The organism is Campylobacter sp. 2352 PW (assembly GCF_024723575.1).
Classification (GTDB): domain Bacteria; phylum Campylobacterota; class Campylobacteria; order Campylobacterales; family Campylobacteraceae; genus Campylobacter_D.
In genome coordinates, this window is record NZ_JANQCX010000001.1 from 82,414 (window position 1) to 107,882 (window position 25,469).

At 28.4% G+C, this 25,469-nt stretch carries 26 protein-coding genes; 8 read left to right on the plus strand and 18 right to left on the minus strand.

Annotated elements, in window-relative coordinates; translation table 11 throughout:
• The first annotated feature begins 74 nt into the window (after positions 1-74).
• Both bamD and lon read left to right on the plus strand, forming a co-directional pair.
• Positions 75-731 carry an outer membrane protein assembly factor BamD gene (gene bamD / locus CAMP5121_RS00445; RefSeq protein ID WP_263663167.1) on the plus strand — a complete coding sequence of 219 codons (657 nt, stop codon included), beginning with the start codon at positions 75-77 and terminating at the stop codon, positions 729-731.
• Complete coding sequence (gene lon, locus CAMP5121_RS00450) at positions 731-3,109, plus strand: endopeptidase La (protein ID WP_337214477.1); 2,379 nt, start codon at positions 731-733, stop codon at positions 3,107-3,109. The genes bamD and lon overlap by 1 nt, the downstream gene beginning before the upstream one ends.
• A gap of 14 nt (positions 3,110-3,123) precedes the next feature.
• Here the strand turns inward: lon and CAMP5121_RS00455 are convergent, their stop codons facing one another.
• The 11 genes from CAMP5121_RS00455 to CAMP5121_RS00505 all read right to left on the minus strand — a co-directional run bounded on the left by CAMP5121_RS00455 (position 3,124) and on the right by CAMP5121_RS00505 (position 13,681).
• Complete coding sequence (locus CAMP5121_RS00455) at positions 3,124-4,503, minus strand: methyl-accepting chemotaxis protein (protein WP_442863276.1); 1,380 nt, start codon at positions 4,501-4,503, stop codon at positions 3,124-3,126.
• 4 nt (positions 4,504-4,507) lie between these two features.
• On the minus strand, positions 4,508-4,999 hold the full coding sequence (locus CAMP5121_RS00460) for a PAS domain-containing protein (protein WP_263678711.1): 492 nt from the start codon (positions 4,997-4,999) through the stop codon (positions 4,508-4,510).
• A gap of 79 nt (positions 5,000-5,078) precedes the next feature.
• Positions 5,079-5,570 (minus strand): PAS domain-containing protein, encoded by a 492-nt coding sequence (locus tag CAMP5121_RS00465; RefSeq protein WP_337214479.1) that lies wholly within the window; start codon positions 5,568-5,570, stop codon positions 5,079-5,081.
• A gap of 47 nt (positions 5,571-5,617) precedes the next feature.
• The gene (gene ilvA / locus CAMP5121_RS00470) at positions 5,618-6,829 is read right to left on the minus strand and encodes a threonine ammonia-lyase (RefSeq protein ID WP_263663163.1); all 1,212 of its coding nucleotides are present in this window, start codon (positions 6,827-6,829) and stop codon (positions 5,618-5,620) included.
• Positions 6,830-6,831: 2 nt separating this feature from the next.
• Entirely contained in the window at positions 6,832-7,191 is a 360-nt protein-coding gene (locus CAMP5121_RS00475) for a CoA-binding protein (protein WP_337214564.1), read from the minus strand.
• A gap of 68 nt (positions 7,192-7,259) precedes the next feature.
• Complete coding sequence (locus tag CAMP5121_RS00480; RefSeq protein WP_337214480.1) at positions 7,260-8,432, minus strand: MFS transporter; 1,173 nt, start codon at positions 8,430-8,432, stop codon at positions 7,260-7,262.
• 11 nt (positions 8,433-8,443) lie between these two features.
• Positions 8,444-8,866 carry a MarR family winged helix-turn-helix transcriptional regulator gene (locus tag CAMP5121_RS00485; protein WP_337214565.1) on the minus strand — a complete coding sequence of 141 codons (423 nt, stop codon included), beginning with the start codon at positions 8,864-8,866 and terminating at the stop codon, positions 8,444-8,446.
• A 54-nt stretch (positions 8,867-8,920) separates the two neighbouring features.
• Positions 8,921-9,961: a tRNA (uridine(54)-C5)-methyltransferase TrmA gene (gene trmA, locus CAMP5121_RS00490; protein ID WP_337214481.1), complete on the minus strand. Its 1,041-nt coding sequence runs from the start codon at positions 9,959-9,961 to the stop codon at positions 8,921-8,923.
• Positions 9,962-11,674 (minus strand): Na+/H+ antiporter NhaC family protein, encoded by a 1,713-nt coding sequence (locus CAMP5121_RS00495; RefSeq protein ID WP_263706314.1) that lies wholly within the window; start codon positions 11,672-11,674, stop codon positions 9,962-9,964.
• A 16-nt stretch (positions 11,675-11,690) separates the two neighbouring features.
• Positions 11,691-12,437, minus strand: a complete 747-nt coding sequence (locus tag CAMP5121_RS00500; protein WP_263678716.1) for an SDR family NAD(P)-dependent oxidoreductase — start codon at positions 12,435-12,437, stop codon at positions 11,691-11,693.
• Positions 12,434-13,681: an ankyrin repeat domain-containing protein gene (locus CAMP5121_RS00505; protein WP_337214482.1), complete on the minus strand. Its 1,248-nt coding sequence runs from the start codon at positions 13,679-13,681 to the stop codon at positions 12,434-12,436. Before CAMP5121_RS00505 ends, CAMP5121_RS00500 begins: the two co-directional genes overlap by 4 nt.
• A 109-nt stretch (positions 13,682-13,790) precedes the next feature.
• On the opposite strand from CAMP5121_RS00505, the gene CAMP5121_RS00510 reads away from it, so the two are divergent.
• On the plus strand, positions 13,791-14,243 hold the full coding sequence (locus CAMP5121_RS00510; protein ID WP_337214483.1) for a methylated-DNA--[protein]-cysteine S-methyltransferase: 453 nt from the start codon (positions 13,791-13,793) through the stop codon (positions 14,241-14,243).
• Position 14,244: 1 nt separating this feature from the next.
• Entirely contained in the window at positions 14,245-15,123 is an 879-nt protein-coding gene (locus tag CAMP5121_RS00515; protein WP_337214484.1) for an EamA family transporter, read from the plus strand.
• On the opposite strand, the gene truA is transcribed toward CAMP5121_RS00515, so the two are convergent.
• Genes truA through glmU form a run of 7 tightly spaced genes read right to left on the minus strand, consistent with a single transcriptional unit; the run spans position 15,077 to position 21,318 of the window.
• On the minus strand, positions 15,077-15,811 hold the full coding sequence (gene truA, locus CAMP5121_RS00520) for a tRNA pseudouridine(38-40) synthase TruA (protein WP_337214485.1): 735 nt from the start codon (positions 15,809-15,811) through the stop codon (positions 15,077-15,079). The two genes, CAMP5121_RS00515 and truA, sit on opposite strands and share 47 nt — an antisense overlap.
• Positions 15,811-16,836 (minus strand): LptF/LptG family permease, encoded by a 1,026-nt coding sequence (locus tag CAMP5121_RS00525; protein WP_337214486.1) that lies wholly within the window; start codon positions 16,834-16,836, stop codon positions 15,811-15,813. The genes truA and CAMP5121_RS00525 overlap by 1 nt, the downstream gene beginning before the upstream one ends.
• Complete coding sequence (locus tag CAMP5121_RS00530) at positions 16,833-17,582, minus strand: prepilin peptidase (protein ID WP_337214487.1); 750 nt, start codon at positions 17,580-17,582, stop codon at positions 16,833-16,835. Before CAMP5121_RS00530 ends, CAMP5121_RS00525 begins: the two co-directional genes overlap by 4 nt.
• A complete protein-coding gene (gene uppS, locus CAMP5121_RS00535) occupies positions 17,579-18,247 on the minus strand; it encodes a polyprenyl diphosphate synthase (protein ID WP_263674584.1) in 669 nt (222 codons plus the stop codon). Before uppS ends, CAMP5121_RS00530 begins: the two co-directional genes overlap by 4 nt.
• A 1-nt stretch (position 18,248) precedes the next feature.
• A complete protein-coding gene (locus tag CAMP5121_RS00540; protein WP_337214488.1) occupies positions 18,249-18,869 on the minus strand; it encodes a hypothetical protein in 621 nt (206 codons plus the stop codon).
• Positions 18,866-20,029, minus strand: a complete 1,164-nt coding sequence (gene coaBC / locus CAMP5121_RS00545; protein ID WP_337214489.1) for a bifunctional phosphopantothenoylcysteine decarboxylase/phosphopantothenate--cysteine ligase CoaBC — start codon at positions 20,027-20,029, stop codon at positions 18,866-18,868. Before coaBC ends, CAMP5121_RS00540 begins: the two co-directional genes overlap by 4 nt.
• On the minus strand, positions 20,026-21,318 hold the full coding sequence (glmU, locus tag CAMP5121_RS00550) for a bifunctional UDP-N-acetylglucosamine diphosphorylase/glucosamine-1-phosphate N-acetyltransferase GlmU (RefSeq protein WP_337214490.1): 1,293 nt from the start codon (positions 21,316-21,318) through the stop codon (positions 20,026-20,028). The genes coaBC and glmU overlap by 4 nt, the downstream gene beginning before the upstream one ends.
• Before the next feature lie 136 nt (positions 21,319-21,454).
• On the opposite strand from glmU, the gene fliP reads away from it, so the two are divergent.
• From fliP to CAMP5121_RS00570, 4 genes are read left to right on the plus strand one after another with little or no spacing between them, the layout of a single operon-like run.
• Positions 21,455-22,189 (plus strand): flagellar type III secretion system pore protein FliP, encoded by a 735-nt coding sequence (fliP, locus tag CAMP5121_RS00555; RefSeq protein ID WP_337214491.1) that lies wholly within the window; start codon positions 21,455-21,457, stop codon positions 22,187-22,189.
• A gap of 9 nt (positions 22,190-22,198) precedes the next feature.
• A complete protein-coding gene (locus CAMP5121_RS00560) occupies positions 22,199-23,110 on the plus strand; it encodes an AEC family transporter (RefSeq protein WP_263678730.1) in 912 nt (303 codons plus the stop codon).
• Between the two features lie 8 nt (positions 23,111-23,118).
• Complete coding sequence (locus tag CAMP5121_RS00565; protein ID WP_337214492.1) at positions 23,119-24,867, plus strand: bifunctional anthranilate synthase component I family protein/class IV aminotransferase; 1,749 nt, start codon at positions 23,119-23,121, stop codon at positions 24,865-24,867.
• Positions 24,864-25,427, plus strand: a complete 564-nt coding sequence (locus CAMP5121_RS00570) for an anthranilate synthase component II (protein ID WP_337214493.1) — start codon at positions 24,864-24,866, stop codon at positions 25,425-25,427. The genes CAMP5121_RS00565 and CAMP5121_RS00570 overlap by 4 nt, the downstream gene beginning before the upstream one ends.
• The last annotated feature ends 42 nt before the right edge of the window (positions 25,428-25,469 follow it).

A 25,469-nucleotide genomic window follows, 5' to 3' on the forward strand; every position in this document is an offset into this window, starting at 1 on the left:
AATTCAAAAATTAACATTTTCATAAACATAAAAACACTATAATTATAAACTATATAAATTTACAAGGTAACATCATGAAAAAACTTTTTATTTTTTCGCTTATTATTGCAGGTTTATTTTTAGGGGCATGCAGCTCAAAAAAAGCCGAAGATTTGTATAATCTAAGTTCGATGGAATGGTATCAACAAATTATAAAAGATTTACAAGAAAAAAATCTTGAAGCAGCTGATAAACATTATACTTCAATGGCAGCTGAACATATAGCTGATCCATTATTAGAACAGACTTTGCTTATATTGGCTCAAGCTCACATTAGTGAAGAAGAGTATGAAATGGCAAATTTTTATCTTGATGAATACTTAAATAAATTTGGTGATTCACAAAATGTAGCTTATATAAGATATTTAAAAATCAAAGCCAAATTTGACTCTTTTGCTGTTCCAAATCGTAATCAAGCACTAATGTTAAAAACAATAGAAGAAATCAAAGAATACAATCAAAGCTATCCTAATGTGCAATATAATGATTTAATTGACACCATGCTTACTAAATTTAATCTTGCAGTTTTTTATCTTGATACCAGCATAGCAGAGTTATATCATAAAAAAAATAGAGAGCAAAGCTATGAGATTTATAAGCAAAAAATAGAAAATTCCGATTTTAATAAAATCGATATGATTAAACCAGAACTTCCATGGTATAGAAAAATATTTGAAGAAGGTATAATGTAATGAAATTAGAAAACACTCAAAACTATCCAACAAAACTTCCTGTTCTTGTGGAAGATGAGCTTTTTTTATACCCTTTTATGATAACACCAATTTTTTTAAATGATATGCAAAATATCAAAGCCTTAGATACTGCTTTACAAAATGAAAGCATGATTTTTGTAGCACCATCTAAGATTGAAGGTGGACGTGGTTTTGATGAAATTTATGATTGTGGGGTTATTGGAACCATTATGAGAAAAGTTCCATTGCCTGATGGTAGAATTAAAATTTTATTTCAAGGTTATGCCAAAGCTAAGATAGTTGAAAAAATTTCAGATGACCCCTTACTTGCTCTAGTTGATTTAATCCACCAAGAACCATTATGCAGCACAAAAAAAGAAGCAATCATCGAAGTAGTAAGAGAAAAAGCTAAAGCTTTATCTACTGTGAGTCATTATTTTCCACCCGATCTTTTAAGAACCATAGAAGAAGATGTCGAGCCTGGTAGAATTTGTGATTTAATACTAAATTCCATTAAAATCAAAAAACAACAAGCGTATGAATTTTTCATCGAAACTAATTTAGAAACCAAGCTTTTAAATTTAATTGATTATTTAGCTAAAGAAATTGAAGCAAATAAAATTCAAAAAGAAATCAAAAACAAAGTTCATTCTAAAATAGATAAAGTCAATAAAGAATATTTCCTAAAAGAACAGCTCAAGCAAATTCAAAGAGAGCTTGGAAGTGACATACAAAAAGAAAGCGAAGTAGAAGAATATAATAAAAAATTAGAAAAGAAAAAAGCTTTTATGTATGAAGAAGCTTATAAAGAAATCAAAAAACAAATTCAAAAATATGAAAGAATTCATCAAGATAACTCAGAAGCCTCTATGGTGCAAACTTACATAGAAACGGTTTTAGATATACCTTTTGAGCACTCCTCAAAGAAAAAACTAAATTTAAAAGATGTATCTTTACAACTCAATAGTGATCACTATGCCCTAGAGAAACCAAAAGAACGTATTGAAGAATATTTTGCAGTAAAAGAGCTTTTAGAAAAACGCAAAATTAAAGATAGAGATGGTGCAAAAGTTATCTTGTGTTTAGTTGGACCTCCAGGTGTTGGTAAGACTTCTTTGGCAAATTCAGTCGCAAAAGCATTAAAAAGAGAATTAGTACGCATAGCTTTAGGCGGTTTAGAAGATGTAAATGAATTAAGAGGGCATAGAAGAACCTATATAGGAGCTATGCCAGGACGCATTATACAAGGACTTATAGAAGCTAAACAAAGTAATCCTGTAGTAGTGCTTGATGAGATTGATAAACTAAGTCGCAACCATAGAGGAGATCCAAGTGCAGTTTTGCTTGAAATCTTAGATCCTGAACAAAATACTAAATTTAGAGATTATTACCTAAATTTCAACATCGATTTAAGTAAAATCATTTTCATAGCCACAGCAAATGATGCAAGTTTAATCCCACCTGCTTTAAAAGATAGAATGGAATTTATAGAGCTTAGCTCTTACACCCCTCAAGAAAAATTCCAAATAGCTAAAAACTACCTCATACCTGATGAAATAAAAAAACATGGTCTTAAAGAAAAAGAAATTAGTTTTGATGATGAAGCCATAGAATTAATAGTCAGTGAATATACTAGAGAATCAGGTGTAAGAAATTTAAGAAGAAAGATTGCTGAAGTTTGCAGAAAATGCGTTAAAAAACTTCTTTTAGAGGAAAATACTAAACACATTCAAATTAATACTGAAAATTTAAAAGATTTTTTAAACAAAAAAGTCTTTGAAATAGAAAAACATGAAAAAGAAAATAAAATCGGTCAAGTAAATGGACTTGCATGGACTGCAGTGGGTGGAGATGTTTTAAAAATAGAAGCTATTAAAATCAAAGGCAAAGGTGAGTTAACTCTTACAGGAAGTTTGGGTGATGTTATGAAAGAATCAGCAAAAATTGCTCAAAGTCTTATTAAAAATTTAATTGATGAAGAACAAATCAAAACACCAAAAAATCTTTTTTATAAAAAAGATGAAAGCATTTACAATCAATACAATCTTCATATTCATGTTCCAGATGGCGCAACACCAAAAGATGGGCCAAGTGCAGGTATAACAATCTCTACAGCTATTGCCTCTATTTTTAGTGACAAAAAAGTAAGATCTGATGTTGCAATGACAGGAGAGATTGACCTAATGGGTAATGTTTTACCAATAGGTGGTTTAAAAGAAAAATTAATTGCTGCTTATAAAGCTGATATTAAAACGGCTATTATTCCACATAAAAACTACGAAAGAGATTTAAAAGATATCCCAGAGGAAGTAATAAAAAATATGAAAATAATTGGGGTAAAAACTTTAAATGAAGTATTAAAAATAGCTCTTGTGTAAAAACTAGAAGCTTATTAAGCTTCTAGTTTATCCATAATTAATTTACTATCTTTTTCCAACTCTCTTATGTCACTAATAATTGAATCATAATCTTCTTTTGAAATATTTTCTTTTTTAGCTATTTCTATAGCTTTATTTGCAGAGTATTGTATTTTTTCACTCTTGGAATCCATTTCATTTTGAGAGATTAAAGGACAGAAAATACTTTTTGCATCTTCATCTTTACATAGACTAGAGATTGGATCAAGATTTTGTAGATTTTGCTGAGAACCATTAAGAGTTAGATAAACATCTGATTTATATAAAATATGATCTATTTTCATAGCCGATAAAGTCAAATCAGAAGCAAAATTAACAAATTCTTTTCCTAAATGAGAACTTTTATCCTCTAATTCTCTAAATGCTTCACTAAAATCAGCGATTTTGCTATTAGAAGAATTTGCGATATCAAATACCTTTTCACTATTTTCTTGTATTGAGCCAATTTCTTGATTCATTACTTGAATCGCCAAGGTAATCTCGCCAGTTGCTTTTTGTGTTTTTTCAGCAAGTTGTCTTACCTCATCTGCAACCACAGCAAAACCCCTTCCATGTTCACCCGCACGAGCAGCTTCAATAGCCGCATTTAGCGCAAGAAGATTAGTTTGATCTGCTATATCTCTAATAACTTCTACAATTGCATTAATACTCTGAGCATTAGATGCAAAAGTATCAACAGCTTTTTTACTCTCATCGGCCACTTGCATCATAGAAGAAATCGAATCTTGCAAATTGCCCACTTCTAAACCATTCTTTTGAGCAGTATCTGATATTATTTTAATATCACCAAAAACTTCCCTCATCAACTTAATAATACCATTTAAAGCCGAAGATAAGTCATTTAAATTTTTATTTTGGCTATTTAAACTCAAATCCATCAATTCTCTTGATAAAGCATTTTTAAAAACAGATTTTCCTGTTTTTTCTATATCATCTAAAGCTTTATTGATAAAGTTAATATTATGAACAAAAATTCCTTTTAAACCTTCAGGAATAGCTCTTCTAAAATACTCACCCTTTTGAGAACAAGCAATCGAGGTATTAATTTCTCTCAAATAAGCTTCTAAGCCATCTATAGTATTATTAAGATTATCTGCAATTTCTTTAAGTTTTTTATTGCTACATTTAATGTATACAATTCTTGAATCAAAATTACCATTTTTTAATTCTCTGCTAAGATCTAAGATTTTATCACTAAATTGATCTTCTTTTTTTAAAACAACAAAAGCAAAAGCAAACAATAAAAATAAAGCCAAAGAAAACCCAAAAGAAATAAAATCCATAAAATATATAGAATTTGCACAAGATAAAATACCCAGACCAATACCAACTAATACTATATTTTTCATCAACATCCTTTTATTTTTGAATTTGCATTATTAATTCATTGTAGCTCATCCCATAAGATTTTACTACAGCATTTAGTTCTTCAAGTCCTGCTTTTATACCACCTTCCTTTTCTTTTCTTATAAGAACTTTATAAATTTCCTCTATTGTTTTAACAGCTTCTGCTTTAGGCTTTCTTCTTACTGAATAATAATTTAAAATATTTTCATTAGAATCACAAGAAGCAGTTATGTTTGCAAAAACCCAATAATAATCATTAAATTTTGTTTTATTTTTTACAAAAGCAAAAACCTCTCTTTTCATTTGAATATTATCCCATAAATATTTAAAAACAGTTCTTGGCATATCAGGATGACGCATAATACTATGAGGTTTATATAAAATTTCATCAATTTTATAATCAGAGTATTTTAAAAAATCCTCATTGGCATAAATAATTTCACCTTTTAAATTGGTTTTTGATGTTATTAAAACATCTGAAGTTAGAACTTTTTCCAAAGACATAGATAAATTCCTTAAATTTAAATTAATCAGACTGATTATACTTTTTTTGTAAAAACATTTTTTAAATATTTTTATAAAATTATTTTTGAAGCTCTAAAATTAGCTGATTATAACTCATACCATAAGAATTAACTATCTTCATAAGTTCATTCACTCCAGCTTTTATACCTCCAGTTTTTTCAGCTTCTAGTAAAACCTTGTAAACTTGCTCTATAACCGATATGGCCTCTCTTTTAGGTTTTCTTCTTACTGAATAATAATTTATAATATTTCCTTGATTATCAAATGAAGCTGTAACATTAGTAAAAACCCAATAATAATCATTTTGCTTGGTTTTATTTTTTACAAAGGCAAAAATTTCTTTTCCATCTTGTATATAATTCCACAAACATTTAAAAACCGTTTTTGGCATGTCAGGATGACGCACAATATTATGTGGTTTATACAAAATCTCATTCATTTTATAACCAGCATATTTTAAAAAATCATCATTAGCATAAATGATATCTCCTCTTAAATCTGTTTTAGAAGTTATTAGTGTATCTGGTTCTAAAATTTTCTCTTGTGACACTTTTACCCTTTTTTTGGTTTTATTTAAAAAATATTATATTTAATATATCATAAAATTTCATTAAAATTAAAACCTTTATCATAAAGTATCTTTCTAACTAATTCTTGATGCTCTTTTCCTTTAGTTTCTAAGGTAATTGAAATCATTGCATCACCATATTCAAGCTTGGTTGAAAATCTATCATAGTCAATTTTAACTATATTAGCCTGAGCTTCCTTAATTGCATCACTTAAAGCACTTAAAGCCCCTGGTTTATCAACTAAAGTAACATTAATAAGCATTTTTCTAAAAGCTTTAAATAAGCCTTTTTCTATAATAATATTTAACATTTGTACATCAATATTTCCACCACTTAAAACCACACCGATTTTCTTATGATTTTTTAAATCTATTTTTTTATGCAAAAGTGCAGCTACTGCTGATGCTCCTGCTCCTTCAACTGTTATTTTGTGTTTTTCAAGTAAATACAATACCGCATTAGCTATTTCTTCATCATCAACTTGAATAAAATCATCAACACATTCAAGAATAATATCAAAATTAATTTTATTCACATCACGCACTGCTATACCATCAGCTATAGTTCTAACAGCTTTTGAATTAATCATTTTTTTACTTTTAAAACTCTCATACATCGCAGGAGCTCCCTTAGCACTCACTCCGATAACTTTTATAGCAGGATTAATTTGCTTAGCAGCACTTGCCACTCCACTAATCAAACCTCCCCCACCAACTGGAGCTAAAATCATATCCAAATCACTTATTTCATCAAGCATTTCAAGCATTAAAGTGCCTTGTCCTGCTATAATACTTTCATTTTCAAAAGGATGAATGAAATTTAAATGATGTTCTTTGGCATAATTTAGCGCATAAGCATAAGCCTCATCAAAATTATCTCCTTTTAAGATCACTTTTGCGCCTAAATTTTTAGTCGCACTTACTTTTAATAAAGGCGTAGCTTCAGGCATAACAATCACAGCTTCTATGCCAAATTTTTTAGCACTAATTGCTACTCCTTGCGCATGATTTCCTGCGCTTGCAGCTATTACACCTGCTTGTTTTTGTTCTTTAGTTAAATTAGCTATTGTATTATAAGCTCCTCTGATTTTATAAGCACCTGTTTTTTGCAAATTTTCACATTTTAAAAAAACATCAGTTTCCAAAAACTCACTCAAAAAAGAAGAGTGCACAAAAGGGGTTTTTAATACAAAATCTGCAATTTTTTGTTTTGCTTGATAAATTTTATTTAATTCAACCATGATTATCCTTTTTGTAGTTCTATTTTAATGCAACGATCTTGAACGCAATTTATACCATATTTTTTACATTTTTGCATTATTTCTTCATTGGCAATGCCAAGTTGCATCCAAAAATTTTTAATCTTTTTACTCAAAAGATCCTCAAAAATTTCATTTGCAAAACTTGCTTTTCTAAACATTACAACCGTATCAACTTCAAAAGGGATTTCTTTTAAGTTTCTATAAACTCTTTCATTTAAAATAAAATCTTCTTTAGGATAGATGGGAAAAATTTTATAATCTAAATCTTGTAAATATTTACTTACAAAATGAGAAGGTTTATCTTGATTAGGGCTAAGTCCTATGATGGCTATATTTTTCATAGTACTTAGTATTTTATAACTATCACACAATGCTTTTTCCTTTTTAAAGCATTGTATCTAAAATCAAATTAATAAGAAGCTTTTTTTGTAACCAATAAACAATACAAAATCAAAGCCATTGCAACTAATAAAGCACAAAAAGCATAAACATTAGTAAAACCTATACTTGGCTCTATAATGCCTAGCAAATAAGGACTTACTCCTATACCAAAATCTAAGGCTATAAAAAATGTAGAATTAGCCAAGCCCATTTTTTCTTTAGGTGCAAGTTTTATAGCTAAAGCTTGAGCACTTGAAGTAGCATTAGCATAACCTAACGCACAAAAAACTCCAGCTAAAATAATCATATAAAAATTTAATGCAAAAGCAAGTAAAAGCAAGCATACTATAAAACTCAAAAAGGAAAAAATCATCACAATATTAGCACCATATTTATCAAACACTTTACCAGCAAGTGGTCTAAAAATCATAGAAAATCCAGCATATATCACAAAAAACATAGATCCAGCAAAAGCTAAATTTAACCTTTGGGTATAAGCACTCATATAAGCTATAATAGCGCCAAAAGGGCATGCAAGCAAAAAGGTTACCAAGGCTAAATTTAAAACTGATTTTTCAAAATAATTATAAATACTAAATTTTCTTTTTATATGATGATGTTTTTTAAATCTTCTTACTTTTAAAAAAATAGACAAAACCAATGCAAAGACAATACTCAAACAAGCTATTAAAAAACTAAGCCAAAATTGATTGATAGAGTCAAGTTTTATGGCCAAAAAAGGACCTAAAGCTGAAGTTAAAACAACACTTGTAGCATAATATCCTATACCAACTCCTCTTTTATTGCTAGGTATTATCCTAGCAATAGCTGTCCCACAAGCACAAGAACAAATTCCATAGCAAATCCCTGTTAAAAAGCGTATCAAAATCAAAAAATATACATTATAAAATTTCAAATACATTAAATTAATAAAAAGATAAAACAAAAGCGAAAACACTATAACCTTTTTTATATTAACATCATCAATTATAGAACCAAAATAAAGTCTAGATAGCAAAGCGCCTATAACAAAAGCTCCCATAATAAGACCTGCGGTGCTAGTTTGAAGGTTTAAAACACCTAAAACATAATCTGTACTAGAAATAGTACTCATATAAAAAACAAGACAAATAGCAAAATTTATCCCAAAAATACAGAAAAAATTTATATTAAATAAATTATATTTTTTACTTAATCCCATGAAAAAACCTTTTAAATTTTCTCATTGATATAATCAAGTAATTTTAAAAGTCTTTCTTGATCTTTTGCATCTAAGATATCTAAAATATTTCTTTCATATTTTCTTATATAAGCATTTGCATCTAAAAAAATTTCCTTACCTTTAGTGCTTAAAGTAATGATTTTTTCTCTTTTATCATCTGCTTTTAAAAACTGTATATATTCAAGTTTTACTAATTTAGAAACAACTCTAGAAAGTATAGCTTTATCCATCTGATAAAACTCACATATTGGAGCTAAAGTACTGTAGCCATGCTGATTTAAATATACAAAAACCCTCCAATCACTTGATTTTAATCCAAAGGGTTTTAAAATTTCATTGACTTTATAGAGTATTTTTTTATTTGTATAAGTAATTTTTTGAAATAAAATAAGAAATCCTTTATAAAAATTAATTGATTAAATCAACTATTTTTATAATAACAAAGCTTGTATAAATTCTAACTTATACTAAGCTTTTATTTTTAAATGCACCCCACATTCAAGATGAGGAGTATTAGCAAATTGATCAAAAAAGGCTAAATTTAAAATTTCATGACTTTGACACAAGATTTCAAGATTTTCTTTTAAAGTGATAGGATTACACGAAATATAAATGATATTTTCATAATTTTTAATAAGTTCAATCACGCTTAGATCAAGCCCTGCTCTTGGAGGATCAACTAAGACATGAGATATTTTAAAGCTATCTAAATCTATGTTTTTTAAACGGTTAAATTCTCTTTCTTTTTTCAAAGCTTGACTTAACTCTTCACTAGAAAGCCTTGTAAAAGTTATATTTTCAATAGAATTTAAAACACAATTTTTTAAAGCAAATTCGATATTTTTTTTAGAAATTTCAGTTGCTAAAACTTTGTTAAAATTTCTTGCTAAAGCTATGGTAAAATTTCCATAACCACAGTAAAGCTCTAATAAATCTTGCTTAAAATCACTTCCAATGCAAGATACAACCCATTCAATCATCTTTTCATTGATAAAAGTATTAGGCTGGATAAAACAATCATTATTAAACTCATATAAAAATTCATTTGTATTAATTTTTAAAGCTTGTCTTAAATTTTCTCCATTAAATACAAGTTTTTTACCCCTGCTTCTTGCTATGAGTTTGAGATTTAATTTTTCTGCTAATTCTTGTAAATCTTGTACAATTAACTCTATATTTTTATGGAAAAGCAAAGTTATACTTAAATCTAATTTTGTAGCTAAAAATTCTACTCCAAAAAGCTTATGTTTTAAATTTTCATTTAGATTATTTAATAAAATAGGCATACGGTCTTGAATTTTTTCATCTGCTATATCAAATTTCTCAATAGGAATTTTTTTCTTACTTTTAAACATTGCATAAGAAATTTCCCCATTTTCATGATGATATATAGAAAATTCTGCCCTAGTTCTATAAGCTTTTAAAGGTGATTTAAAGCACTGAATTTCTTTATCATATAAAGAAGAAAACAATGCTTTATTTAAAGCAATTTTTTCTTCAAAATGCATCTATGCATCTACCTTTTTGCCAACTACAAAAAGTAAAGCTATCATAGCTAAGATTCCAAAAACAAGCCCTAGCCATACATTAAGTCCTAGTGCTACCGGTAAATAACCACAAAGTATACTAATAGCACAAACACTCAAAGCATAAGGCATTTGCGTGCTAACATGAGCTAAAAGATCACACTTACTTCCCATAGATGAAAGTATAGTTGTATCAGAAATTGGCGAGCAATGATCTCCAAAAATAGCTCCTGTTAAAACCCCTGAAATATTAATAATCATATATTGGTGCAACTCTGCTCCACTTAATTCATTATGAACCCCAACAGCCATAGCTAAAGGAATAGCTAAAGGCATTAAAATACCCATAGTCCCATAACTAGTCCCTGTTGAAAAAGAAATAATAGAAGCAAAAATAAAAATTGCTGTAGGAAGCAAGTAAATAGGTGTTTTATCTGAAAATAAATCAATTAAATATTTAGAAGTTCCTAAATCCTTAATCACAGAAGCTAATGACCATGCACAAAGTAAAATAATCACAGTCATAATCATAGTTCTCCAACCATGAGTCCAAACTGCAATAGCTTCTTTTAAAGTAAATATTTTTCTATACATTCCTAAAATAATAGCTACTATGGTAGCTAAAAGTGCTGCTTGAAATAATACAACCGAAGCATCAGCTGCGCCAAAAGTTTCTCTAAAAGCAAATAAACTAAATGGTGCTGCATCAATTTGTGCTTTAATACTCGCATCATCTAGAGCATTATAACCACTAAAATAAAAACCTATAAATGAAAATACAATCAAAACAGCTAAAGGTATAATAGCATTAGAAGCTTGTAATTTCACATGCTCTTTTGGCTCTAAAACCTTATCTTCTATATTATCAATTTGCTCATGACCATGAGAAAATTTACCCGCTCTAGCTCTAAGCTCAGCTTTTAACATAGGTCCAAATTCTCTACCTGTATAAATAGTTAAAACAACAAAAATCAGCATAAAAAGATTATAAAATCTATAAGGTAAGGTTTGTACAAAGATTTCAAAAGCATTGATTTCTTCTTTTACTATACCTAGATGCGCAAAAGTTGCATTATCGATTAAATCATATCCGCTACGAATTAAAGAAATTTCAAGTCCTATCCAAGTAGAAATGATAGCAAGACCAGTAATTGGCGCTGCGGTTGCATCCATAATAAAAGCAAGTTTTTCACGGCTTACTCTAAATTTATCTGTCACTGGACGCATGATAGGACCTACAATTAATGAATTAGCATAATCATCAAAGAAAATAAAAATCCCCATACACCAAGTAGCAAATTGTGAGCTTTTTGCCTGCTTAGCTTTAGTAGAAAGCCAAACAGCCACAGCTTTAGTACCACCTGTTTTAGTAATAAGAGCTACAACCCCACCTATGGTTAAAACTTGTAGTAAAATTCCTGCATTACCAGGACTTGCCATGGCATTTACCACTTTAGAAATAAAGCCTGTAAAAGAAGCAATGATAGCATGATAAATGCTATTTTCAATAAGTCCTAGCATAAAAGTACCACTTAATGCACCAATAAACAACGAAAGCACTACATCTTTAGTAATAAAAGCTAAAATAATAGCTATCACCGGTGGTAAAAGCGTCCAAACTCCAAAAAGTTCTGCATTTGCTTGTGCATCAGCAAATAACAATAAAGGAGCTAATAATAAATAAAAAATTTTCATATTTTTCCTTAAGTTTTTATATTTTCTCGCTAAAAGTTCCTGCCCATGTTTGAGTCACAGGCATAAGTTCAATTTCGTTAATATTAATATGCTCAGGCAAGCTAATAATAAAAGTAATAATTTTTGCTATATCTTCAGCTTTAATATATTTAGTATTTTCATAAACCTCATCAGCCTTTTTAATATCACCTTTAAATCTCACTTCACTAAATTCAGTTTTACAAAGCCCTGGAGCTATATTTGTTACCTTTATATTACTTCCGCGCAAATCCGTTCTTAAAGCTTTAGAAAATTGTGCCACAAAAGCCTTAGTTCCACAATAAACATTACCTCCATAATAAGGCACATTTGCCGCAATTGAACCAAGATTAACCACATGAGCATTTTTTGCCTTTCTAAGTAAAGGTAAAGTAGCTCTTGCTATATATAAAAAGCCTTTGATATTAGTGTCTACCATGGCTTCAATATCTTCAATATCCAAAGAATCAAACTCATTTAAACCCAAAGCAAGACCTGCGTTATTAACAAGTAAAGAAATATTTTGTAAATCTTGAGGTAAATTTTCAATTGCTGTAAAAACCGCTTGTTTATCCCTAACATCAAGCACGATAGGATAAATTTTATCCCCATAAAGCTCTTGTAGTTTTTCTAACCTTTCTTTGCGTCTTGCTATGGCTATAACCTTATAATCAAGCTCTATCAAAGCTTTTAAACTTTCTAATCCAAAACCTGAACTTACCCCTGTTATTAAAGCAATTTTCATGGTTTAGCCTCTTCATATAACATCAAATTTTCATTTTCTTTTAAACCAAGTTTTTTTAAAAATTTAATATTTTCTTCTTTTTTTGCAATGATAGCAAAATCAAGAGCATTAAATCCTAAATCATCTATTTCTTTATAATTAGCTTTATAATCTATAAGCAACTTAAGCATTTTTACATCAGCATAATTTGCTCCATGCATAAAGATATTTTTAGAAGTATGCTCAAGCGCACATAAGGTGATAAAATATGGCGTATTGCTTCCCATACTGGCAATAGAAAGTTTTTCATTATCATTAATGTATTTTTGATTTACATTTGCACCATTTTCAAGCAAAAGCTTGGCAATCTTATAGTTGTTATATTCAACAGCATAAAACAAAGGTGTTTTTCCAAAAGAATTTTTATAATCAACCACCGCTTCATTTTCAAGCAAAAGCTTAACATTTTCTGCATTATCTAGTGCAAAAAATAAAGCAGACTCATAACCTTCATTTATTTTTACACCCAATTTAATAAATTCTCTTATAATCTCACTTTCTCTATTATTTAACAAGGCTGATTTAAAACCATTGTTTAATTCTAAATTACTAATTTTTTTAGTATAAATATACTCTTTAATCTGCTCTAAAGAATTATTTTTATTAGCTACAAATTTTTCAAAATCTGAAATATCTTTAAAGATTTTAGTCTCGCCAACCGCCCAGTTTAAAAATTCATTCAAAGCATTACTAGCAAAATAAATTGCACTTGCTTTATCTAAATTAAATTCCTTTTGAAAATATCTTGTTAAAGGATTAATCGCATTATTATATTCTTTCCAAAATTCCTTAAAAAGTTTAAAATTTCCAATGCTTTGATAAGCCCAATATCTAAAATACGCTTTTAATTTTGCAAATTTTTCTTCAAGTATTATAGGATCTTGTAAAGTCTTTTGATAGCCTTGTGGATCAAGTGCAATTTCTAATAATTTAAAATCAAATTTTCTCAAATCACTAAAGTATTCTCCACCCATACAAGCACTATTGCTTCCTCTAATTTCATTAGCAAGTTCATATAATCTTTTTGTGATTTGATGATTTTTTAAAGAAAAAGCGCAATTTAAATCCACTTGAGAAAAATCTTGTGTATTTTTTGGCTCAAACTCTTTAAAAAAATCAGCCTTATTTTCCTTAACATACTCACAAGTATAATCCAAAGCTAAAGCATTTAAACTTATAATCAAACTAAATAATAAAATCTTCAAATATTTTCCTTGAATATAAATTAAATCACTATTTTAACTAAATTTTTGCTTTAATAACAATTAATTAATTTAAAATTCATACAATGCTTGCTTTTAAATAAGGAAAAATATGTATCAAAGTTTTTATAAAGCTAGTTTTGCTTATATTCTTTTACAAAGTGATAAAGATAAGCTTATTAATGTTGATTTTGCTATATATAAGCCTGATTTTACCAAAGATAAACACCCTGTTTTAGAACAAGCTTTAGAAGAACTAGACCTTTATTTTAACAAAAAGCTTTTTACTTTTAGCACTCCCCTAGCTCTTCAGGGAAGCGAATTTGAACAAAAGGTATATAAAGCTTTGATAAAAATTCCTTATGGACAAACTAAAACTTATCAAGAAATTGCTTCTTTTATCAATCATCCAAAAGCTTTTAGAGCAGTAGGCAATGCAAATTCTAAAAATAAACTTGCAATTTTTATACCTTGCCATAGAGTAGTAGCTAAAAATCACTTAGGTGGATACAATGGTGGTTTATTTATCAAAGAGGCTTTACTTAAATTAGAAGGCGTGCTTTAAAATGCCAAGTTTATTACTAGCAAGTTTTATTTGGGCTTTTTCTTTTCCATTAATTGGACATTTTATCACCTTAGAAATGGATAGTTTTTTTGCAGCATTTGCAAAAGTTTTTTTGTCTTTATTGGTATTTTTACCTTTTTTAAATTTTAAGATAAATTTGCATTTAAAATTAAAACTCATAAGCATTGGAGCTTTGCAACTTGGCGTGATGAATTTATTTTATTATCATTCTTTTTTATATTTAAGTGTAAGCGAAGTAGCACTTTTTACGATTTTTACACCTTTTTACGTTGTGCTTTTTTATGGGCTTTTTTCAAAAAATCTTAGATATTTATATTTCATAAGTATTTTTATATGTATTATGGGTGCTTTTGTAGTTAAATTTGATAATATTAACTCTAATTTTTTATATGGCTTTTTACTTATTCAAGGGGCTAATTTAGTATTTGGAGCTGGACAAAGTTTTTATAAAATTTTATTAGAAAAAAATACAAATTTAAGCCAAAAAGAAGCTTTTGCTTATTTTTATCTAGGCGCAACCAGTATAACCTTACCTGCTTTTTTATTTTTTGGAGATTATAATAATTTACCATCCAATTTAAGTTCTTGGATAGCCTTGATTTATCTTGGGACTATTGCTTCAGGACTTGGATATTTTTTATGGAATAAAGGCTCTACGGAAGTAGATAGTGGGGTTTTAGCCTTGATGAATAATGCCATTATACCTATAAGTATTTTTATCAATATGAGTATTTTTGGAGTAGATGTAGAGCTGCTACCTTTTTGTATGGGGACTTTAATCATTCTTTTTTCATTTTTTATACATAAAAAAATCATGCATTATTATAATAAGAAATCTTACTCAAATATAAACCACTAGCAGGAGCTAAAAATCTACAATGAGCTTTTTTAGCATTAATTTGCTCTAAAAGCTCATTTTTGCTCATTTTTCCTTCTAATACTTTTAAAATGCTTGCCATCATCATTCTAATTTGTGATCTTAAAAAGCCATTTGCTTCAAAATAAAACACAGTGTAATTTTTATAAGCATAAACTCTAGTTTTATACATTTTTCTTATACTTGTTTTATTATCAGAGCCTTCTTTTTGAAAAAGTTTAAAGTCATACTCTCCTTCAAATAAAAATGCAATTTCCTTGGCTAATTTAATATTTATTTTTGGATAAAAATGTACATAAGAAGCTAAAAAAGGATTGTATTTTTCATGACTTATAATATAGCGATATGCTCTTTTTTGCACATCAAAACGCACTTGGAAATTTTCTTGCATTCTTTGGATATGCTTTATATGTATAAATGGGTGTGCAAAATGATTGATTTTATTTTTTAAATATACAAAATCTTTAAAATGTTCTCCCGCTTTTACACAAGCGACTGCATTAAATGCATGTACACCTTTATCAGTTCTTGAAGCAAATAAAGGCTTTTCATAAATACCCAAATGCGACAAGGCCTGTGCTAAGGTATCTTGGACACTAAGCTTATGTGGCTGGGTGGCTGAACCTTGAAATTTAGAACCATCATAAGAAAAAGTTAATTTTAAAAGCATTAATACTTACTTGCAATTTTTGCTTTAAAATAAAACAAAGAAGTAATTAAAAAGCTTGAAAAAATCACAGCAATAGCTACGAAAGGAGGATTATAAAAACTAATCAAAAGCGTAAAATAAGCAAAAATAATCACAAAAATTCCAAAATAAGCAAAACCTTTTTCATAACGATAAGTTACTATACCAAAAGAGAGTGCAAAAAGCACACTAGCTAAAGGAAATAAAGCTATAAGAATATAAATAACAAATTCTTTTGCTTTTTCTTTATTGCTTGTTACATCAGACCAATACCCATAAAAACTTTGAGTATTTAATTCTTTAGAAGAAAGCTTGCTTTTAATTAATAAATTTTTAAAACTAGAAATATGCCAATCTTCTTCTTTAATCTCATAAGCCTTTCCCTCATCTAGCTTAAAAGTAATAACCCCATCATTTGTTTCTAACTTTCCTTCTTTGGCTAAAATCACTTGTTCTTTATCTTGTAGATTTTTCTTTGGATGATACATTATGATATTTTTATAAGTTTCATCAGAATTTTTAGCATCAATAAAAACAAGCCATTCCCCATATCTTTGTCCAAATTCTCCTGTTTTTATGCTTACTTTAGCGCTAATTTTTTTATAATCTACAAAATTATCAAAAAGTTCAAAAGATATAGGTATAAAAACCAAAACCACCACAAGCATAAAAGCACTTACCAAAGCTGCAATTTTTGCAAAAAAACTTGCTATCATGCTTGGAGCTATACTCAAAGCAAACAACACCGTGCTTTCATTTTCCCTAGAAAGCCTATAAAAGGCCAAAGTCAAAGCTATGAAAAAAGATATGGGTAAAGTAAAAATCAATATCTTTGGTAAAAGATAAATATATAATTTGATTAATTCAAAAAAAGTAATTTCAATATAAGCAGTAATTTTAGCAAGTTGTATAAAAAATATAATCGAAACAATAATAAATAAAGTAAAAAACAAAGACAACATTGTGCTTAAAAACTGATTAAGCAAATACTTATAAACTAGCTTCATAATATACTTTCTATACTTAGATTAATCAAAATTCCGCAAAATAAAAAAGGAATCATAGGTATTTGATAATCTTTCTTGGCTATTTTTATAAACATCAAAAGACTTAAAAAACTTGCAATAAATAAAATCAAAAAGCCTTTTTCATAGCCAAAAATTCCAAAAATCAAAGCTATTATTATAACATCACCTTCCCCTAAACTTTCTAAAATTTCATCTCTTTTTTTAAAATTTTTAATAAAATTAATTACACTTTTTAGTATGAAAATTAACCCCGCCCCAAAACACACGTGAAATAAAAAGCTATCTTGAAAATCCTCTAAATTTAAGCCATTTTGTAAAAAATCAAAACAAAAAGCTAAAATAAATAAAATCCAAAGCCAAAGCTCACTCACTGCTTTTAAATAATAATCCATCCAAGAAAGCGCTAATAACATAGCTAGCATACAAGCAAAAATTAAAATTTGAAAAACATCTTCGATTAAATAAAAAGCAAAGAAAAACAAACACGCACAAATAAATTCATTAAAAGGATAAATCAAAGAAATTCTTTCTTTGCAAAAAGCACATTTACCTTTTAAAAATACAAAAGATAACAAAGGAAAAAGATGATAGAATTTCAAAGTTTTAAGACACTTAGGACATTTTGATCTTGGACTTATTATACTTTCTTTATTAATCGTTCTTAAAATCAAAACATTGACAAAAGAACCCATACAAAGCCCTAGTAATAAAAAGAAAAATATCATTTACCAAAAGTTCTTTTGCGTTTTTTAAACTCAGTAATAATATTTGCGATTTCTTTTTTAGTAAGTGCAGGAAATAAGGTTTGACTAAAATAAATTTCTGCATAACTTGATTGCCATAATAAAAAATTTGAAATTCTTTTAGCACTCCCTACCCTTAAAAACAAATCCACATCCTCGCTTAAGTCAAGATTTGCTTGTATATTTGCTTCATTAATTTCAAGATTTTTTTCAATCACCTTTTTAACCGCTCTAACTATTTCATCCTTACCTCCGTAAGAAATAGCCAAATTAACGCATAATTTTGTGTAGTTTTTAGTTTGTTCTTGAAAATTTTGTATTTTTTTTAAGGTTAATTCATCTAAAAGACTTAAATTTCCTATGGCTTTAAAACGCACTTCATTGGCTACAAATTTATTTAAAGACTCATCAAGATATTTATTTAATAGTTTAAAAAGAAACTCCACTTCTTCTTTTGGTCTTTGCCAATTTTCTGTACTAAAAGCATAAAGGGTTAAATTTTGAATTTTTTCATCTATACATACTTCTATGATTTTTTCAACAACCTTAGCACCTTGACTATAGCCAATTTTTTCTAAAAGTCCATTTTTTCTAGCCCATCTTCTATTGCCATCCATTACCACAGCAAGATGTTTTAACTCATTCATTCTATCCCTTTATATCCATCAATCTTTTAAAAACAAACATAGGATTAAGCGTATTAACTACTTCAAATTTAAAATACTCATTTAAAAAATGCGCTACTTTGGCAAAAGGTGTTTGTATGCGTGTGATTTTACCATTATCAATTATAATTTTTAAAGCACCAAAAATTTCAAAATACAAATACACCTCTAAAATATTTCCATTTTTCTTAGCTTCAAACAAAGTCCTATTTCCCTCATAAACAAAAGGTATATGATAAATTCCTTCAAAAAATGCAAAAAACATTTCCTTATAAATTTCAAACTCATACGCACTTTTACTTTCCATAAGTCTTTGGATAATGAATTTTTTATACCAAGCTTTTTCATCACCTTCTTGCAAAAGCTTTTCTATAAGTTCAGCCCCTTCTTCAAAAAGTCTAATTTTAGGCTTTTTCAAAAGATTTTTAAAAGAAATCACGCCTTTATTTTCATAAACTTCAGCTAAATACTCCTCCCCTACTTCAAGCTCTATCAAACTTTTTGTTTCAAGCTTTTTAGTGTTCAAAAGCAATACATAGCGATTATATGCACGTTTTTCTAAAATTTGCATTCTTACAGGTAAGGTTGAATTGATGATATTCACCAAAGTTTCCTTAATTCTTGTGCTAAAATAAAACCAAGTTTTTCTTTGCTTTGTTTAGAACTTTGAGAAATGCTATCTTTAGTGATAAAACAAATGCTATTTTCATCACCTCCAAAGTTCATTTGCTCATTTAAGACATTTAAACACACCATATCTAAATTTTTATTAACTAAAGATTTTTTAGCATTTTCTAAAGCATTTTGCGCATCAAATTCCATCTTAAAGCCTATTTTTTTACCTTTAAAATCTAAATTTTTTAAGATGTCTTCATTCAACTTTAATTTTAAATCAAGTCCGTTTAAATGCTCATTTTTCTTAATCTTACCCTTATAAGCTTTTAGAGTAAAATCACTCACAGCAGCAGCCATAATTAAAGCATCAAATTCTTTGTATTTTTGCAATTTTTCTTTTAATTCTAAAGAAGATTTAAATTTTTCTAATTTATAAGGTGTTTTAAACTCTACTGAGCTAACTAACACTACTTTAGCACCTAAAAAATACAAAGCATCAGCAACCGCCTTTGCCATTTTTCCACTTGAAAAATTACTAATACATCTTACATCATCAATTTTTTCTTTAGTGCCACCACCACTTACAATAAAACTTTTATCTTTAAAAAAATCTTCCTGCATTAGACTTCTTTTTAAAGCATTTATAATACTATCAAGCTCAGCCAAAGCCCCCAAACCCTCATCTTTACAAGCTAGAGTTTTAACTATAGGATCAATGATAATATAGCCTTGTTCTTTTAAATTTTTTAAAGAATTTTGAGTACTAAAATGTAAATACATATTTGTATTTGCAGCGGGTGCAATTAAAAATGGTTTATTTTTATCTACTGCTATTAAAGTTTGAATAAATAAATTATCTGCTATACCATGGTTTAATTTATTAATAGAGTTTATACTAGCAGGCGCAAAAAGCACACAATCACAAGTCTTACTAAAGGCTATATGATTATTAATATTTTGCCAACTTTCATTATCTTCACATAAAATTTCATCTGCTAAAGCTTCAAAGCTAAGCTTAGTACCAAATTTTAAAACCCCCAAGCTTAGCAAAACTTTAACCTTAAAACCTTCTTTTTTTAATAAAGAAATAAGCTCATAAGCTTTATAAAAGGCTATACTTCCACTTACTGCTAGTAAGATTGTTTTCATTTTTTACCTAATTTTTTATAGTAAAAATCTTCTATGATTTGCACTTTTGCTCTATTGATATGTAAAGAGCCTTTTTCTACATCCTTACACACAGTACTTCCTGCTGCGATGATTACCTCATCTTTTATTTCAACCGGAGCGATAAATTGCGTATCTGAACCTACAAAAACATTTTTACCTATTTTAGTTTTATGTTTTTTAACCCCATCATAATTACAAGTGATAGTACCACAACCTATATTAGTTCCCTCATTTATCTCACAATCACCCAAATAACTCAAATGCCCTGCTTTAACTCCATTTAATAAAGCATTTTTACATTCTACGAAATTTCCTATATGGGTATTTTTAAGCTGGCATTTTGGACGCAAATGCGCCAAAGGCCCTACATCGCTATTTTCCACTATACTATCTTCAATCACACTTGAACTTTTAATGATAGAATTAATGATTTTTGATTTTCCTTCTATACGCACATTTTCATATACTTCACACTCACCTACAAACTCAACCTCATCTGAAATAAAAGTCGTCGCAGGCATGTGAAAAATCACGCCTTGCTTCATCCATTCTTTTTTAATCGCTTCTTGCATAAGATCTTGAGCTAGGCAAAGCTCTACTTTATCATTTACCCCCATAAAATCTTGCTCATTTACAAACACTGCATCGATTTCATAGCCCTTTTCTTTTGCTAAATAAACCGTATCGGTTAAATAATATTCTTTGGCTTTGTTATCATTTTTTATCAAAGGCAATACTTCTTTTAAAATTTGTGCTTTTATAGCATAAACACCACTATTGCAGATGTTTATAGCAAGTTCTTCTTTGCTTGCATCTTTTGTTTCTACTATTTTTTGAATTTTATTTTCTTTTAATACTATTCTTCCATAACTTTTTGGATCTTTTGCCTCAAAAACTGCCACATTAAAATCACTCTCATTTAAAGCTATTTTTTCTAAATCATCTGCTTTAACTAAAGGCATATCGCCACATAAAATCAATACTTTTTCATGCTTACTCTCATAACCCCTTAAAGCTCCTGCAGTACCTGGAAAATTTTGCAAGTCTTGTTCTAAAAAACGTGTATTTGGAAAATGCTCTAAAACAACTTGTTCAACCTTTTCTTTTTGATGAGAAAGCACCACACACACATCATCACTAATCTTATATGCTTGTTTTAAAATATGTAAAATCATTGCTTTTGAGCAAATTTTTTGAAGTACTTTTGGATTTTGTGATTTCATACGCGTGCCAAGTCCAGCAGCCAAAATAAGCACAGAAATTTTCATAATTTACCTTTGTTTTAAAAATTATTGCTTATTTTAACAAGCTAAAGTAAAAATTCTTATTTTTATAAAATCATTTTTATTCTTTTAAGAGTAAAATTGCTAAAATAACGCTTTTAATTTTAACCAAGGAAATATTTTGAGGGTTTTACTAGCTTTATTTTTATCAAGCTTGGCTCTTTTAGGCGCTGAAGCAACTATACCAACTGTAAATTTAAGCCTTAGTGCTCCAAATAGCCCACAACAACTCGTAACAACCCTAAATATAGTTATAGTTTTAACTATACTAGCTCTTGCTCCTACCATTGTTTTTGTAATGACTTCTTTTTTAAGACTTGTTGTAGTATTTTCTTTTTTAAGAACAGCCCTTGGTACTCAAACTATGCCACCAAATACTATCTTGGTTACCTTAGCTTTGATTTTAACTTTTTTCATTATGGAGCCTGTGGCTACAAAATCATACAATGAAGGTATAAAGCCCTATATCGCTGAACAAATAGGCTATGAAGAAGCTTTTGCTAAAGGCGTTAAGCCTTTTAAAGATTTTATGCTAAAAAACACTAGGGAAAAAGACTTAGCGCTTTTTTATAGGATTAGAAATTTAGAAAATCCAAAAACCATAGATGATGTGCCTTTAACAGTTTTAATACCGGCCTTTATGATAAGCGAGCTTAAAACTGCTTTTGAAATAGGCTTTTTACTTTTCTTGCCATTTTTGGTTATTGATATGGTGGTAAGCTCGGTATTAATGGCTATGGGTATGATGATGCTACCTCCTGTTATGATTTCTATGCCTTTTAAACTTTTGATATTTGTGCTTGTAGATGGATGGAATTTACTCATACAAAATTTAGTCAAAAGCTTTTTAACTTAGCAGAATAAAATGTATATTTTTTCTTCCTTATTTAGTATATTTTGTTTGCTTTTTGGTGGATATTTTGCTAAAAAAATCAAAATTTTAAAACAAAAACAAGCGCGCGCTTTTTTAGATTTTGCTATTATTTTTGCCTTGCCTTGCTTGATTTTTGAGCGTGCTTATCATTTAAATTTTGATTTTTCTTTGATTGTTATTATATTGCTTGGGTTGGGTTGTGCTATTGTTTCAGCATTATGTTGTGTATTTTTAGCTCTTTGCTTTAAATTTAGCAAAAGCACTCTTGTAAGTATTTTTTTACTTTCTAGCTTTGGAAATACTTTATTTGTAGGTATACCTATCATTAGTGGAATTTATCAAGATCCTCATTTTTTGGGAGAGATTATCCTTTATGATGCGCTTGCTACTTCTTTGCCCGTAGCTTTACTTGCTCCCTTTATCATCTCTTTAGCTAGCGAGCAAAAGGTAAGCTTTTTGCAAAATCTTAAAAAAGTTTTTACTTTTCCACCTTTTGTTGCTTTGATTTTAGGACTTTGTTTTAAGTTTACTGTACTTCCTGATTTTATCTTTGAACCTTTGCGTATGCTTGGAGCTAGTGCCACACCTATAGCACTTTTTGCCATAGGTTTAAATTTAGGCTTTTTAAGTATAAAAACTTCTTATAAAACAACTATAATAGTCATTTTTGGTAAAATGATACTCACACCTTTAATCTTTTTAGTGCTTTTAAAGCTTTTAAATTTCAAATTAAATCCTAGCTCCATCATTGCTTTACTTGAATCAGCTATGCCTACTATGACAATGGTTGCAGCTATGATTATGAAAGCAAAACTTGATACGAATTTAGCGGTTAGTTCTGTAGCTTTTGGTATAGTTTTTGCCTTTATTTCTTTACCTATTTGGGTATATTTTCTAAGCTAAGGATATAAATGGCATTTGCTATATTTGGAAAATATCTTTATGATAATCTTGTCTTCACTCTTAAAGCTCACACTCAAAAAGAAAGCAAAAAAGCTTTTAAAGCTATAGAAAAATATAAAAATCAATATTATTTTTTAGGTTATATCCAATATGAATTTTATAAATATCTAGAAGATAAAAATTATAAAAGCAAAGAACCTTTTTTATATTTTTTTGCTTTTAAAACAAGAAAAATCTTTACAAGTGAAGAAAAAAATTTAGACTTTTATCCAAGTTTTTCATCCAATTTAAACCAAGAAAAGTATTTTGAAAACTTTGACAAAGTTAAAGATGCTATAGCTAAAGGTCGAAGTTATCAAGTTAATCTCACTCAAGAACTACATTTACAATCAAATCTTAATATGTATGAGAGTTTTTTAAGCCTTTATCCTAAGCAAAATACCCCTTATAAAGCTTATATGAAAAATGAATTTTTAGAACTAGCTTCATTTTCACCTGAGCTTTTTTTTAAAATCAAAAATAAAAAAATCATCACAAAACCCATGAAAGGTACAATCAAACGCTCAAATGATCCAAAAGAAGATGAAAATCTAAAAAACTTTTTAAAATGCGATGAAAAAACCATTAGCGAAAATGTAATGATAGTTGATTTATTGCGCAATGATATTTCAAAACTCATCAAAAAACATTCTTTAAAATGCGAACTTTTTAAGGTTAAAACCTACCCTACCTTACACCAACTCATTTCAAAAATAAGCGGAAAATTAAAGCAAAAAAATGATTATTTTAAAATTTTCAAAGCCCTTTTTCCATGTGGATCCATCACAGGCGCACCCAAAATAGAAACCATTAAACTCATAGAAAATTTAGAGCAAAGAAAACGCGGGATTTATTGTGGTGCGATAGGTTTAATCCATAAAAACAAAGCAAAATTTAGCGTAGCCATACGCACTTTAGAGAAAAAAAATAATGATGATTTTTTAAGATATGGTGTGGGAAGTGGGCTTGTATGGGACTCACAAAAACAAGATGAATTTGAAGAATTAAAACTAAAAAGCAAAATTTTAGAACCTAACTTTTACTTGTTTGAAACAATGTATTATAAAAATCATTCTATTTTATTTTTCAAAGAACATTTACAAAGAATTTTAAACTCAGCTAAATTTTTTGGCTTTGATACTCAAAGATTAATACATGATTTTAAAAATATACTAGAGAGTAAAGATAAAAAATCTCATTTTAAATCTTTACAAAATTTTAATAATTTTGTTTTCAATCATCATCATTTTTTTACAAAAAGTAATTTTACTCAAAAAGGCTCAAAAGCTATTAAATTAAAACTTTTCAAAAATGGCCTTTATGAGTTTGATTTTAGCAATATACAAGAAAATTCAAGCAAAAAACTACTCATAAGTAAAGATATCGTAAAAGTAAATCTTTTAACACACCATAAAACTTCTCTGCGTAGTTTATATGAAGCAAATTCTCATCTATGGAAAGAAAATATTTGCTATGACATAGTTTTTTTTAATGAGCAAGGCATACTTTGTGAGGGTTCAAGAACTAATATTATCATAAATTTAAATGATGAGTATTTTACTCCTTATGCCAAAAACTGCCTCAATGGCATTTATAGACAAGCACTCTTAAAACACAAGCTCATCAAAGAAAAAGATATCACTAAAGATGCGCTTTTAAATGCTAAAGAAATTTATGCTATTAATTCTTTAAGAGGCTTAAAAAGGGTGTTTTTGTGAGAGTTTTGATTATAGATAATTATGATTCTTTTACCTACACTATAGCCTTTTATTTAAAAGAATTAAATATTACTTATAAAATCATCAAAAACGATAAATTTAAAAACCCAAAAAAACTTAAAAAATATGATTTTACTCATCTTTTAATCTCCCCTGGACCAAATTCTCCAAAAGAATCAAAGCTAAGCTTAAAAGCTATAAAATATTTTAAAAAAGATAAAAAAATTCTTGGAATTTGTTTAGGACACCAATGCATAGCACATATTTTTGGTGGTAAAATTTCTAAACTTCCAAACCCAACTCATGGTAATGTAAAAACTATAAAATTTAAACCAAACCCACTTTTTAAAAATCTTGAACAAAATTTTAAAATTTGTTTATATCACTCTCTTTATGTTAGCCATATAGGTAAAAAATGTGAAATTTTAGCCCAAAGTGAAGATAATATCACCATGGCTTTAAAGCATAAAAAATACGACATTTATGGAGTTCAATTTCACCCAGAAGCCATACTAAGTCAAAATGGTAAAAAGCTACTTAAAAATTTTCTTGCTTTATAATTACTTTAAGTTATATTTTCTATAATAAAACAAAAAGTTTAA

Bases quoted from the DNA above. Each gene is read 5' to 3' on its own strand.
- bamD (WP_263663167.1), top strand. From the start codon at position 75: ATGAAAAAACTTTTTATTTTTTCGCTTATTATTGCAGGTTTATTTTTA.
- lon (WP_337214477.1), top strand. From the start codon at position 731: ATGAAATTAGAAAACACTCAAAACTATCCAACAAAACTTCCTGTTCTT.
- CAMP5121_RS00455 (WP_442863276.1), bottom strand. From the start codon at position 4,503: ATGTTGATGAAAAATATAGTATTAGTTGGTATTGGTCTGGGTATTTTA.
- CAMP5121_RS00460 (WP_263678711.1), bottom strand. From the start codon at position 4,999: ATGTCTTTGGAAAAAGTTCTAACTTCAGATGTTTTAATAACATCAAAA.
- ilvA (WP_263663163.1), bottom strand. From the start codon at position 6,829: ATGGTTGAATTAAATAAAATTTATCAAGCAAAACAAAAAATTGCAGAT.
- CAMP5121_RS00475 (WP_337214564.1), bottom strand. From the start codon at position 7,191: ATGAAAAATATAGCCATCATAGGACTTAGCCCTAATCAAGATAAACCT.
- CAMP5121_RS00480 (WP_337214480.1), bottom strand. From the start codon at position 8,432: ATGGGATTAAGTAAAAAATATAATTTATTTAATATAAATTTTTTCTGT.
- trmA (WP_337214481.1), bottom strand. From the start codon at position 9,961: ATGCATTTTGAAGAAAAAATTGCTTTAAATAAAGCATTGTTTTCTTCT.
- CAMP5121_RS00495 (WP_263706314.1), bottom strand. From the start codon at position 11,674: ATGAAAATTTTTTATTTATTATTAGCTCCTTTATTGTTATTTGCTGAT.
- CAMP5121_RS00500 (WP_263678716.1), bottom strand. From the start codon at position 12,437: ATGAAAATTGCTTTAATAACAGGGGTAAGTTCAGGTTTTGGATTAGAA.
- CAMP5121_RS00510 (WP_337214483.1), top strand. From the start codon at position 13,791: ATGTATCAAAGTTTTTATAAAGCTAGTTTTGCTTATATTCTTTTACAA.
- CAMP5121_RS00515 (WP_337214484.1), top strand. From the start codon at position 14,245: ATGCCAAGTTTATTACTAGCAAGTTTTATTTGGGCTTTTTCTTTTCCA.
- truA (WP_337214485.1), bottom strand. From the start codon at position 15,811: ATGCTTTTAAAATTAACTTTTTCTTATGATGGTTCTAAATTTCAAGGT.
- CAMP5121_RS00525 (WP_337214486.1), bottom strand. From the start codon at position 16,836: ATGAAGCTAGTTTATAAGTATTTGCTTAATCAGTTTTTAAGCACAATG.
- CAMP5121_RS00530 (WP_337214487.1), bottom strand. From the start codon at position 17,582: ATGATATTTTTCTTTTTATTACTAGGGCTTTGTATGGGTTCTTTTGTC.
- uppS (WP_263674584.1), bottom strand. From the start codon at position 18,247: ATGAATGAGTTAAAACATCTTGCTGTGGTAATGGATGGCAATAGAAGA.
- coaBC (WP_337214489.1), bottom strand. From the start codon at position 20,029: ATGAAAACAATCTTACTAGCAGTAAGTGGAAGTATAGCCTTTTATAAA.
- glmU (WP_337214490.1), bottom strand. From the start codon at position 21,318: ATGAAAATTTCTGTGCTTATTTTGGCTGCTGGACTTGGCACGCGTATG.
- CAMP5121_RS00560 (WP_263678730.1), top strand. From the start codon at position 22,199: ATGTATATTTTTTCTTCCTTATTTAGTATATTTTGTTTGCTTTTTGGT.
- CAMP5121_RS00565 (WP_337214492.1), top strand. From the start codon at position 23,119: ATGGCATTTGCTATATTTGGAAAATATCTTTATGATAATCTTGTCTTC.